Annotated in this window: 12 protein-coding genes; 4 read left to right on the forward strand and 8 right to left on the reverse strand. The window is 43.8% G+C overall.

The genetic code is table 11. The annotated features are described in order from the left end of the window. Window positions 1-153: 153 nt before the first annotated feature. Window positions 154-1,011 (forward strand): methylenetetrahydrofolate reductase, encoded by an 858-nt coding sequence (locus tag HMPREF1521_RS07285; RefSeq protein WP_038117581.1) that lies wholly within the window; start codon window positions 154-156, stop codon window positions 1,009-1,011. 135 nt (window positions 1,012-1,146) lie between these two features. Here the strand turns inward: HMPREF1521_RS07285 and rsmG are convergent, their stop codons facing one another. The 8 genes from rsmG to rpmH all read right to left on the reverse strand — a co-directional run bounded on the left by rsmG (window position 1,147) and on the right by rpmH (window position 8,167). After that, complete coding sequence (gene rsmG, locus HMPREF1521_RS07290; protein ID WP_038117582.1) at window positions 1,147-1,896, reverse strand: 16S rRNA (guanine(527)-N(7))-methyltransferase RsmG; 750 nt, start codon at window positions 1,894-1,896, stop codon at window positions 1,147-1,149. A 51-nt stretch (window positions 1,897-1,947) separates the two neighbouring features. Then, window positions 1,948-3,819, reverse strand: a complete 1,872-nt coding sequence (gene mnmG / locus HMPREF1521_RS07295) for a tRNA uridine-5-carboxymethylaminomethyl(34) synthesis enzyme MnmG (RefSeq protein WP_038117584.1) — start codon at window positions 3,817-3,819, stop codon at window positions 1,948-1,950. A gap of 181 nt (window positions 3,820-4,000) precedes the next feature. Further along, window positions 4,001-5,386, reverse strand: coding sequence for a tRNA uridine-5-carboxymethylaminomethyl(34) synthesis GTPase MnmE (mnmE, locus tag HMPREF1521_RS07300; RefSeq protein WP_038117585.1), 1,386 nt, complete (start codon window positions 5,384-5,386; stop codon window positions 4,001-4,003). A 305-nt stretch (window positions 5,387-5,691) separates the two neighbouring features. Next, window positions 5,692-6,477, reverse strand: a complete 786-nt coding sequence (gene jag / locus HMPREF1521_RS07305; RefSeq protein WP_038117587.1) for an RNA-binding cell elongation regulator Jag/EloR — start codon at window positions 6,475-6,477, stop codon at window positions 5,692-5,694. 9 nt (window positions 6,478-6,486) lie between these two features. Beyond that, the gene (locus tag HMPREF1521_RS07310) at window positions 6,487-7,152 is read right to left on the reverse strand and encodes a YidC/Oxa1 family membrane protein insertase (protein ID WP_038117589.1); all 666 of its coding nucleotides are present in this window, start codon (window positions 7,150-7,152) and stop codon (window positions 6,487-6,489) included. A gap of 169 nt (window positions 7,153-7,321) precedes the next feature. Next, window positions 7,322-7,543, reverse strand: a complete 222-nt coding sequence (gene yidD, locus HMPREF1521_RS07315) for a membrane protein insertion efficiency factor YidD (RefSeq protein ID WP_038117590.1) — start codon at window positions 7,541-7,543, stop codon at window positions 7,322-7,324. 49 nt (window positions 7,544-7,592) lie between these two features. Then, window positions 7,593-7,952 (reverse strand): ribonuclease P protein component, encoded by a 360-nt coding sequence (gene rnpA / locus HMPREF1521_RS07320; RefSeq protein WP_038117592.1) that lies wholly within the window; start codon window positions 7,950-7,952, stop codon window positions 7,593-7,595. Window positions 7,953-8,032: 80 nt separating this feature from the next. Next, window positions 8,033-8,167: a 50S ribosomal protein L34 gene (gene rpmH, locus HMPREF1521_RS08900; protein WP_004692946.1), complete on the reverse strand. Its 135-nt coding sequence runs from the start codon at window positions 8,165-8,167 to the stop codon at window positions 8,033-8,035. A 1,434-nt stretch (window positions 8,168-9,601) separates the two neighbouring features. Between rpmH and dnaA the strand changes: the two genes are divergently transcribed. From dnaA to HMPREF1521_RS07335, 3 genes are all read left to right on the forward strand, one after another. Further along, on the forward strand, window positions 9,602-11,164 hold the full coding sequence (dnaA, locus tag HMPREF1521_RS07325; protein ID WP_038117594.1) for a chromosomal replication initiator protein DnaA: 1,563 nt from the start codon (window positions 9,602-9,604) through the stop codon (window positions 11,162-11,164). A 245-nt stretch (window positions 11,165-11,409) separates the two neighbouring features. After that, window positions 11,410-12,522 (forward strand): DNA polymerase III subunit beta, encoded by a 1,113-nt coding sequence (gene dnaN, locus HMPREF1521_RS07330; RefSeq protein ID WP_038117596.1) that lies wholly within the window; start codon window positions 11,410-11,412, stop codon window positions 12,520-12,522. A gap of 12 nt (window positions 12,523-12,534) precedes the next feature. Then, entirely contained in the window at window positions 12,535-12,768 is a 234-nt protein-coding gene (locus HMPREF1521_RS07335) for an RNA-binding S4 domain-containing protein (protein ID WP_038117597.1), read from the forward strand. Window positions 12,769-12,771 lie beyond the last annotated feature (3 nt).

Consider the following 12,771-nt stretch of genomic DNA (forward strand, 5'->3'; position numbering starts at 1 on the left):
ATTATTTATATAACTAAAACAATTTATATAAACAATGTAATCTATTTCATTACAATAAACCATAACACTGAATTACTGAATTACACCGATTATGGTGAAAGCTTTCGTATGCTTTCACCATAACCATAATATACTTAATAAAAGAGGTACATAATGACATTACGGGAAAAACATAAGAACGGTCAGTTCACCATCACCGTCGAGCTGGATCCGCCGAAGAGCAGTTCCGCTCAAAAGGTATTCGACCAGGCGGCGCGATTAAAAGGCAAGGTTGACGCCATCAACATCGCGGACAGTCCGATGTCCAAAATGCGCATGAGTCCTATTTCCTTATCGTATCTGTTGCAACATCACGAAGGAATCGAAACGATTTTTCACTTAACATGTCGCGACCGCAATATTATCGGCTTGCAATCTGAATTATTAGGTGCCGCAGCCCTTGGCGTGCACAATATTTTAACCCTAACCGGCGACAAACCTGACAACGGGGACCATCCGTTCGCCAAGGCCGTTTTTGAAGTGGATTCCATGGGTTTACTCGATATTTCCAAAACCTTGAATTCCGGTAAAGATATGGCCGGCAACGATTTGGATGAACCGACGAGTTTCTATATCGGTACCACCGGCAATCCCGGCGCTGAAGATCTTGAAATCGAACGTCAGAAATTGGCCGCTAAAATTGAACATGGCGCAAACTTCGTACAAACACAACCGATTTACGATTTGGAGCAGGCAAAACGCTATATCGATGCCATGTCCGGATTCAACATTCCCATCATGCTCGGCTTGATTCCTCTTAAAAGCTTCAAAATGGCCACATATCTTCATGAAAAGGTACCCGGCATCAGCTTGGCACAGGAGATCCTGAACCGCGTAGAGAAGGGCGGTAAGGAAGCCGGAACCGAGATTGCCATCGAAACATTGGAAGAAATTAAAAAAATCGCCTCCGGCGTGCATATTATGCCTCTCAACGACATAGACACTACGTTACACATAATAGACCACGTATAGGCTAAATTTTTGAATTTTCTGTTTTAAATAAAAAGGCACAATCACCACGTATGAATCTCTTCCCTTGTCAGATTAATCAATCTAACGATAGGGGAGGGGACTCAATACCGGGGATTGTGCCTTTTATGTAGTTATTTATAACGGTCTTTCTTTAATATCCTTAGGCTTACGAGGGTATTTTTTCGGCGTAGGGCCGATTTTTTTTATATATAACACAGCTCGTTTATCCGAGATGGTCGGCAATGTGATAGGGCGGACCTCTGAAAGCTCGGCGCCCAATATAGAAAGTGCTTTTTCGGATTCACCGATTTCCTCCTCATATGCGGCGCCTTTAAGGGCGATGACAGAGCCGCCTACTTTCACATAGGGAACGGTCCACTCGAGAAGTACCGGCAATCTTGCCACCGCACGAGACGTAACAAAATCAAAGCTTTCACGGTAATCCTGATGACTCAAATCCTCAGCACGGCCATGCAACGTCGTGCAATTATCGAGATGAAGCGCATCGATGACGGACTCGAGAAAGGTAAGCCGTTTTTTCAAGGAGTCGAAGAGGGTGATGCGCAAGGTCCTGTCATAAATAGCCAGCGGAATGCCGGGAAACCCGGCACCGGAGCCGACATCGATAATAGAGGAGCCGGACGGAATGAGTTTTTTATCGTAACAGGAAAGGGAGTCGATCATGTGTTTCACAACGACCTCCTGCATGTCCGTAATCGCCGTCAAATTCAGATATTTATTGGTTTCAATGAGCATCGTATAATACGTATAAAAATCCTTCGCCCGGTCCGCCGTACAAGGCAGACCGAAAATCTCCATCTGCTCCAGCATATATGCTACAAAATCGGTCTCTGCAGCGATAGGAACCATATATTTTTCTTTCATAATTTCTGTAAGCCTTTAACGTATAAATTTAATATGTCCATATACTGCCGATTACCTGCTTCGGTTATATTGTTCCAATTGAATCAACAGCACCGACACGTCAGCCGGAGAAACGCCGGAGATGCGGCTCGCCTGGCCGATGGAGTGGGGACGGATTTTGTTAAGCTTTTGTTGGGCCTCAAGAGAAATACCTTTAATTTGAGTGTAATCCCATTCTTTCGGCAGAATTTTTTCTTCTAGTTTACGAACTTTATCCACCTGATCCATCTGCTTTTTGATATATCCTTCATAGGTGATGGAAATATCGATTTCTTCCTCCACATCGGGATTGAAACGCTTGAGGCAGAACGCATCAGCAACGACACCGTAGGATAATTCATTACGCTTCACCAAATCGTAAGCACGAATACCCGTCTTAATCGGTGCTGTTCCCATAGACGCAAGCAGTTCCTGGGTTTCCTTCGACGGATTGACCGGCGTTGTCCGCAGCAATTCCATGCCTTCTTCGATAGCAACCTTTTTAGCGAGGAATTTAGCCCAACGATCATCTTTCACAAGGCCGATGGCGCGACCTTTTTCAGTGAGGCGCAAGTCCGCATTGTCCTGACGCAACAGTAAACGATATTCGCTGCGACTCGTCATCATGCGATACGGCTCATTCGTTCCCTTCGTCACAAGATCATCGATGAGAACGCCGATGTACGCTTCGGAACGGGCCAGGATGAAAGGATCCTTGCCATCAATCCACAATGCCGCATTAATGCCCGCCATAAGGCCTTGAGCCGCCGCCTCTTCATAGCCGGATGTACCGTTCGCCTGACCGGCGGAGTAAAGGCCCTCGATATGTTTAACCTGCAAAGCCGGCGTCAACTGTAACGGATTCAGGCAGTCATATTCAATAGCATACGCCGGACGCATGATTTCTACATTTTCAAGGCCGGGAATGGTCCTCAAAAATGCATACTGCACATCCATAGGGAGGGATGTACTCATACCTTGCACATACATTTCATTTGTGTTGCTGCCTTCCGGTTCTACGAACAGCTGATGACGTTCCTTATCCGCAAAGCGCACCACCTTATCCTCGATGGAAGGGCAATACCGGGGGCCTACGCCTTCAATTTTACCGCTGTACATCGGGGCGCGATGAATATTGCTTTTAATAATGTCGTGTGTTTCCTTATTCGTATAGGTCAACCAGCACACACGTTCATTGCGATCCGTCCATTCATTCATGAAAGAAAACGAATGATGGTGCACATCGCCTTCCTGAACGGCCATATTATCCAAATTAAGGGTTCTTTTATCCACACGTGCCGGCGTACCCGTTTTAAACCGCATCAGTTCAATACCGTTATCGAGTAAAGACCGGGAAAACGACTCCGCCGTCCGCTGTCCGTTTGGACCGCCCGTATAGGATGTATCGCCGATGAGAATTTTTCCCTTCAGATACGTACCCGTACAGAGTATGACGGCCTTAGCGCCGTAAAACTCGCCCAATTCCGTCACGATGCCCGTTACCTTACCGTTTTCAACGGCGAGTTCGGTCACCATGATCTGTTTCACATTAAGATTTTCCGTATTTTCCACGGTTTCTTTCATCAAGTGCTGATATTTAATCTTGTCAGATTGGCAGCGGAGAGAATGAACCGCAGGACCTTTCCCCATGTTGAGCATACGCATTTGAATAGCCGTCGCGTCCGCATTGATACCCATTTGACCGCCCAATGCATCGACTTCATAAACGAGATGACTTTTTCCGGGTCCGCCCACGGCGGGATTGCACGGCATGAGCGCAATATTATCCAAACTGATGGTCGCCATCAATGTGCGATGACCCATGCGAGCGCAGGCGAGAGCCGCCTCACAACCGGCATGACCGCCGCCGATGACGATGACATCGTAATTATCCACTGTATACATATATATTCCTTACTATATTTATAAATTATTAATACTTATTTATTCAGTTTTTCCAAAATGCAGGCTAATCATGGGGCATTTTAAAAATCAGGTTAATCGTTCAAATTCTCTATGTCCAGGTCACTCTCTGGGCACTTCGAAAAATTGCACGCTCCCACCAAAGTGAAACTTGGGATTAGCCCTACTTTCCTAAACAGAATCGGCTGAACAGTTCGTCGATCATGGATTCACGGATGGTATCACCCGTGATGTCGCCCAGTAATTCCCAGGCGCTGCGCAGGTCCGTCGCCACGAAATCAACGGGCATCCCCGCATCGATAGAGGAGAGGGCCTGCTCGATTTGTCCCTTTGCCTGTTCCATGAGGCTGATATGCCGCACATTGCTGATCATCGCGCTGTTATCCTGTTTCACGCGACCGCCGTACACGAGCTCCTGCACCCATTTAGCGAGAACTTGTGATCCTTCACCGCCTTTGGCGCTGATGCGCTCTATAGCCGTGAAAGTTCCGTATCGCTGAATATCTTCATCCGTAACGATATGTCCGAGGTCCGACTTATTAAGGAGTACAATGGTATTCAAACCGCTGACAGAGGTCAGAATTTCGATTTCTTCCGCCGTCAACGGAGTAGATCCGTCGATGACACAAAGGATGATATCCGCTTTATTGATATAGTCGCGAGCGCGCTCAACACCGAGGGCCTCTACGGTATCCTGTGTGTCACGGATACCCGCCGTATCGATGAGGCGCAGAGAAATACCTTCCACAGTCATATATTCTTCAATGCTGTCCCGCGTCGTACCCGGAATATCCGTCACGATAGCCCGATTTTCCCGCAAAAGTGCATTCATGAGACTCGATTTTCCCGCATTCGGTCTGCCCACGATAACGGTAGTAATGCCGTCGCGAATGAGGCGTCCCGTATTCGCCGTCGCCAATAAATCGTCCATGGATTGTAAAATCGGCACCAACCGTTCACGCACTTCCCGGGATGTAACATCTTCAATATCTTCCTCGGGATAATCGATGGTCACCTCTAAATGAGCAATCATGGCGATAAGCTGCTCTCTAATATCTTTCACAAAGGTCGATACGGTCCCATCCAGCTGCGATACGGCGAGGGAGAGGGAGTCCTCCGTTTTCGCCTCGATAATATCGATGATGGCCTCCGCCTGCGTCAAATCGATGCGGCCGTTCATAAAGGCGCGCTTCGTAAATTCACCGGCCTCCGCCATGCGCACATCATGATTTACCAACAGCTTTAAAATCTGTCGAACCGGCACGATACCGCCATGACATTGAATTTCCACCACGTCTTCCGCCGTGTATGAATGCGGCCCTTTCATCAATAGAACCAGCACCTCGTCGATGGTCTTATCCGTCACCGGATCTACAATCGTTCCATATTGAATTGTCCGGTTCTGACGCTCCATCAATGGCACAGTGCCGGCGCTTTTAAACAGGCTGTTCACGATAGAAAAGCTATCCTTGCCGCTGACCCGAATGATACCGACCCCACCGATACCGGGCGGCGTGGCGATAGCCGCAATTGTATCATCTATGTACATAATGATCTCCATATGTTGATGATGTTATGGCCCCGCGTTTCATAACCGTACGAGCTCATCATCATGTTGTATAAATATCTAGACATTTCTCATAACAGAATGCCCCATAATCACTTCTTCGCACGTGAAAGTTAAACTAAACCAACCTTCGTAGCGAAGATTACCTTAGGTTAGCTTTCACCATAACCTAAATACTACAGGCGATAACAGCCTTCCGAAAGACTCCAAAGCAAGTCGTTTTCTGAAGGCTGTCATCACTATATATCTTATTTTATTTTTGTACGTAACTTATTTTTATACGCAATTTATTTTTTGTACGCAATCACGACATGACGGAACGGTTCGTCCCCTTCACTGTTCGTTATGATGTGCTGATCGCCTTGTAACGCGGTGTGAATAATCTTACGCTCAAAAGCATTCATCGGTTCCAGAGACACCTTTTGACGGTTTCGTTTTACCTTCGAAGCCAATCGTTTCGCAAGATTTACCAATGTTTCTTCACGACGGGAGCGGTAATTTTCCACATCCACCACGATGTGACAATGGCCCGACACATCTTTATGTGCCACAAGATTCGTCAAGTATTGAATGGCATCCAATGTTTGACCGTGTTTACCGATCAAGATACCCAGTTCTTCACCGTGTACTTGGAATGTGATCTTATCCGGAGTCATCATTTTTTCAATGACCACGGTAAGCCCCATTTGCGTGAACATATCGTCAAGAAATTGTTTACCCTTTTCGGCGATAACTTGTTGTTCCTCTTTGGATAACTCTTTTTTAGCCTCTTTCGCTTCGCCGGAGTTTTCCACAACATCCGCTACATCGGCCTCATCGGTAGCCACAGGTTCTGCAGCAACAGCCACGGATTCCTCATTGGCGACGATACTTTCATCAGAACCGGCGGATTTAGACATAGCGGTAAAAAATAATCGAACGACAGCCGGTTTACGGCCGATGCCCAAAAAACCGTTTGTCGGTTGTTCCAGGACCTTGGTTTCCACCAATTCCTGACCTTCAGTGGTTAATTGAGCTACGCCCTTGGCAATGGCATCTTCAACTGTTTTGGCAGATACATCGATAAATTCCATAATAGCCTCCTACTTAGCGTTCAAATTTTTGTAAATGAAATGCTGTTGAATCAATTGGAATACATTCGATACAACCCAGTAGATAACGAGACCGGATGGGAAGCTGAGGGAAATGTAACCAATGAACAAAGGCATGAAGATTTGCATAATCTTCTGTTGTTGCGCAGCGGCACCGGTAGCGCCTGTGCCCGTTTGACGAGACATAATCCATGTGGACACCGCACTCAACACCGGTAAGATGTAGTACGGGTCAGTTTCGCCAAGGCTAGGAAGCCATAAGAACTGTACGAAGTTCGGATCATACGGATAATCCTTCAACGCCCAGTAAATAGCGATCAAGAACGGCATCTGTACCAATAGAGGCAAGCAGCCGGCCAACGGATTTACGCCCATTTCCTTGTACATTGCGCCCATTTCGGCTTGCAGCTTTGCAGGGTCGTTCTTATATTTATCCTGCAATGCTTTCATACGAGGCTGCAAATCCTGCATCGCCTTCATAGATTTGATTTGTTTAACAGTGAGTGGTGCCAAAATCGCTTTAATGAAAATCGTTAAAAGGATAATAGCCACACCGTAGCTTGGGTATCCTGCCATTTGAGTCAATTGGAACGCATAGGTTACCAATGTGCTCATTAAATCGATGACAGGTTGGAATGCACTACTTAAAAATTCCATTATTTCTCCTTTTTCTTACAGTCAGACCGGCCTTTGCGCATCTATATATCGTTATGGTATGGTCTAAATTTCATCCATACAGATGCTCGGGTATTTCCAAAATTGTGCCGGATAGGTCATGGTGAAAGTTGCTTTCACAAAACACATCGTCCGTATCATCCTGAATCGATTACGGAACCGGATCGTAGCCGCCCTTGTGAAAGGGGTGACATCGCAATATGCGTTTCAATCCTAACCAGCTACCCTTCAAAGGACCGTATTTTTCAATCGCCTGTAAAGTATATGCGGAACATGTCGGATAATATCGGCAGCATCCCGGTTTTAAAGGGGACAGGGCTATCTGATAAAACCTGATCAAAAGACGTAAAAATATCGTTATACAGTGTTTCATAGAAACCTCCATATACACAAAAAGGACCTAAGCGCCTTCACTTGTGGTCCTATTTTTCACCTTGCACTAACAACTTGCTCTTGCGCAAGAGGTACAAAATTTCCTTTTCCGCTTTTTCATAGGTAGCGTCTTTCAGAGGTCCACGTCCGACAATTACGATATGGTATCCTTCGCGTATACTGTGTTGATTGAGGCGGTATACCTCTTTCATGAGGCGTCTGGCCCGATTGCGCTCCACAGCGCAACCAACCTTTTTACCTGTTACAAAACCGATACGCGTCGGTTGCGTTGCGACGGGCATACGATAGAGTACACACATGCGTCCTACTTCATATTTGCCGTATTTATAAACAAGGCGATATTCATTATTTTTCGTGATACGTCTTGTTTTATGAAGGCAATAATCCATATGCATTGTCCTTTAAGTCCTAAGAATAGAAAAACTTGGCAGCAGCGCCAAGTTTTTTCTCCTGCCTAACAGCTATTATATTATGCAGATAAGCGTTTTCTGCCTTTTGCGCGTCTTCTTTTCAAAACGAGACGGCCTCCAATAGTTTTCATGCGTTCACGGAAACCATGAGTACGTTTTCTCCAAAGAGTATTTGGTTGGTAAGTACGTTTCATTAGTAAAACACCTCCTCGTCCTTGTATTGTTTTACTTATACCATAACAGGGTAATTATAGAGGTAAAACGTAAATTTGTCAATATAATAAAGGCATTCTGCCGTGAGTTCTTATATTTTTGAAAATAATTCTACTACACATTTATCCTGTAATTGATGTTACGTTTCTAGGGGGAGGAATATAGGGCTCCTTCATCGCTCCATACTAATCGTAAAGTCGCTCAAAAGGACCCTATATTCCATCCCTAAGTAAATCCTTATATCATCTTCAATACCGCTACACAATGTAAACGTAACATCAATTTATCAGCATACAAGAACTCACAATCTAAATTTTTTATATCAGACAAATTTACGTTTTACTCTCTATTTGGAAAAGAGAGGAATAGATGTGGTTTTCTCCCTCCATACTAATCGTAAGTCGGTCAAAAATCCACATCTATTCCTGCTCATAAAACATACTAATGACTACTATTACACCTACCACCAGTATAAAAAGTAGTATCAGTTTTTACATCAAATCAATTAAAGTCTTTCAGAATACGAATTATAGATTTAACAAATTTTACCTTTTAACCTCTTAGGGGGAAATAGAGAAAAATTGATGTTACGTTTCCAGGGGGAGGAATATAGGGCTCCTTCATCGCTCCATACTAATCGTAAAGTCGCTCAAAAGGAACCTATATTCCATACCAAGATAAATTCTAATGTCACCTTCAACACCACTACACGATGTAAACGTAACATCAATTTATCAGCATACAAGAACTCACAATCTCAATCTTTTTATATTTTGGCAAATTTACATTTTGATCTCTATTTATGGGAAGAGGAAAGAAAGGGCCTTCCCCTTATAAAAAAAGACAATTTGTCATTTTATCGGGTATTTTTTTATATCTGTAGGTAGAATACAATAGGTTCATGAATTACTTTTTCACTTATTTGTTTTGTATTCATCAAATTAGATCGTTGGAGGAGGGGAATGGAGACTGCTTTTAGAGCGACTTGAGCAGGATGGAATGATAAAAGCAGTCTCCATTCCTCCCCCCCAAAAGTAATTGATGAACCCACATACAACGTAAGTAATCCATATGCCCGATACGATACCTACAGATATAAAAAAGTTATCCACAGTTTAAATGACAAAATGCTCTTTTTTTGATACAATCGAATCATAAATTAGAAAAAATCACAGTATATTGTAAAGTTTACATGGGTAACCCTCAAGGTTATCCACATTTTTTGTCTTTTAATTCACATGTTACATAAGTTCAGGTTTTATATAGCTAAATCGGCTATATATTTTCACTTATTCACAAGTAATCCACAACTTATACACAGAAATGGAACAGTTTTCCACAGTTTTCACAATAGTTATACACATTTTTTCTAAACTATACACATTATTACCGTAGTTATACACATGAGGAACAATATGCAATCAATTGATTTGAATAATATATGGGAACATATATTGCAGGAGGCGAAAAAAAGCATGCCTGACGCTCTCTACATGCGCGTCACGTCATCCCTGATTCCCATGTCCATCGATAATCATTCCATACATATCGGCGTTATGCAGAGTTTTATAAAAAACTTGATTGATCAGCAGCCCGTCATCAGTAATGCATTGCAAAATGCGATTACCACCGTGCTCGGATCCCATCATGATATGGTTTTATTTGACTTTAACCAACAAGATGCGGGTACTGAAAGCACCATGCAGGACACATTCGATGATGCACCTGTCGTGGCACCGCCTATGCCGTTGCCGCCTCTCGATGACAAGCCGTATCAGGAGGAATTTTACACGCCAGTCTATCAGGAGCCTGTTTATATTGAACGCGCTCCTTCGCCTGTGGATATTCCCGATGAACCCATGATAGCGCCTAAAAAGGTATCCGAATCGGTTCCCACCTTGCAGTCGGATAATGTACCGGTCGATTTATCCTTATCAAATCTGAATCCGGCGTACCGCTTCGATAATTACGTTACGGGCAATGCCAACCGCATTCCGTTCGGAGCCGCACAAAATGTGGCGGAATTTCCCGGAGGCGATTATAATCCGCTTTTTATCTACGGACCGTCGGGACTCGGTAAAACTCATTTGATGCACGCCATCGGCAATGCTATCAAGGAAAATCATCCGCACATGAAGGTCATGTCCATTACGAGCGAGAACTTTATGAATATATTCGTCGAAACATTGCAGCGCAACCAGGGCAAACTGTTCCGCAATACATTCCGCAATATCGACGTTCTCATGATTGACGATATTCAGTTTCTTGAAAGCCGTGAAAGCACGAAAACCGAGCTGTTCAATACATTTAATGAATTATTAAATAATAATAAGCAGATCGTCCTCACATCGGATACGATGCCGAATGATATGGAACAATTTGAGGACCGCCTCAGATCCCGATTCCAGGCCGGCTACATCGCCACCATGGAAAATCCGGATTTGGAGACGCGCATCGCTATCTTTAAATCATTATTAGAGAGGGAATATCACAAAAACAAGATCATTCGCATCGATAACGATTCCATCAACTATGTGGCGCTTCAGTTCAGCGAAAACGTCCGCGTCCTGCAGGGGGCTTTCAACAAGCTCATCGGCACCGCATCTATCGACCACCGCATGGAATCCATCGATCTGGAATACACTAAACAGGCTTTAGCGGGCCTCGTTCACTCGGAAGAAGTGAACCTCGTTAACATAGAAACCATTCAGAATTTCATCAGTTCCTATTTCAATATAAAAAAACAGGATTTACTGGGAAAAAAACGAAAAGCTCAGTTCGCATTTCCCCGACAAATCGCCATGTATCTGTGCCGCGATATGATCAATGAAAGCTATCCGCAGATTGCAGCGGCTTTCTCGCGCGACCACACGACAATTCTTCACGCCTATGAAAAAATAACGAAAGAAATCGAAAAAAACGAAGAAACAAAGCTGATGATCGCAGAAATCAAACAGAAATTAACAACCTGTGGATAAGTATGTGGATATAATGTGCACAACATTGTGGATATCACAAAATTGCGTATTTTCTGTGAATATGTGGATAACCGGGTACAACCTGTCAACAGGGTTATGCACAAGCCAAATGATATACCGTCACTGGCGTGGTCGTACTTTTACACATATAAACAGCATCCTACTACTACTTCTACTAAACTAACAAACAAATCAGAAAACCAGTAGAAACAGATCTACCGTAGAATATATATAAGGAGAACATTATGCATATTAAATTTCCGAAGGTAAATCTTCAAAAAGCAATCAACGTATTACAGAAGGTATCTCAGAATAAAACAAATTCAAACTTACCGGGTGCTATTTATATGACAACCAAAAACGGACAAGTGGAACTACAGGGTAATGACTTTGAACTAGGCATCCGTTTAAGCATCGAAGGCGACATTTTAGAACCTGGAACAATGGTTGTAGGATCCAGATACTTTCAAGAATTAATCCGTAAATTACCGGGTGATACGATTGAACTCTATAAACCGGAAGATAGAAATTCATTAACAATCACATCGGGTTCCTCCGAATTCAACCTCGTTACACTTCATTCTGATGATTTTTCACTGGTAGAGCAAATTCACGATCAGGATCACCTCAACATCGACAGCTTTGCCATGAAAGAACTCATCGATTTAACAAATTATGCGGCGGCTACCGATGAGGACCGACCTGTATTTACAGGGGCTCTTCTGGAAGTAAAGGAATCGGAAGTCACCATGGTGGCCACCGATACACATCGCATGGCGGTTAAGAAAATCACCATTGAAGAACCTGCGACGACTCCGATGCGTGCCATCATTCCTACAAAAACATTGGCCGAAGTATCCCGCTTATTGCCGACGGATAATCCGGCTGTGATCAATATCATCTGGAATCGTACGCAGATTGCTTTCAATTTTGAATCGATTTATATTATTTCCCGTTTGATTGAAGGCACATATCCTGAATATGAAAAGGTAATTCCGTCCCAGTTTGATTCCAGCGCCGTCATCGACAGCAAGGAATTTGCCGGTGCCGTAGATCGCGTATCGTTGTTGGCAAAGGATATCAGCTATAATGTCATCCGCTATGACTGGTCTGAAAATAAGGTAACCTTATCCACACAGAATTCCGAAATCGGTATGGCTAAAGAGGATGTGCCTGTGGAATTTAAGGGGGTGCCGTTTACCATTTCTTTCAACGGTCGCTATATTGCAGATATTTTGCGTCACAGTTCGGGCGAAAATATTCATCTGTATCTGAAACAGAACGGACCTGTTGTGATTCGTCAGGATAATAATCCTAATTATACCTATGTCGTAACGCCTGTTCGTACGAATTCGTAATAGGAGGGCCTTATGAAAGAACAACGTCAGGTTCCTATTCATACTGAATATATTCAAATCGATCAGCTGTTAAAATTGGAAGGCGTCATCGAAACGGGCGGTCAGATTAAATCGTTTATCGATGATAAAGCCCTCACATTGAACGGTCAGATCGTTACGGAAAAGCGCAAGAAATGCCGTATCGGTGATATCATAACCTGTGAAGGTATCGATGTGGATTTCGTTGTTACCAAAGAGGAGGCATAATCG

Origin of the sequence: Veillonella sp. AS16, assembly GCF_000517785.1 — a bacterium.
Lineage (GTDB): Bacteria > Bacillota > Negativicutes > Veillonellales > Veillonellaceae > Veillonella > Veillonella denticariosi.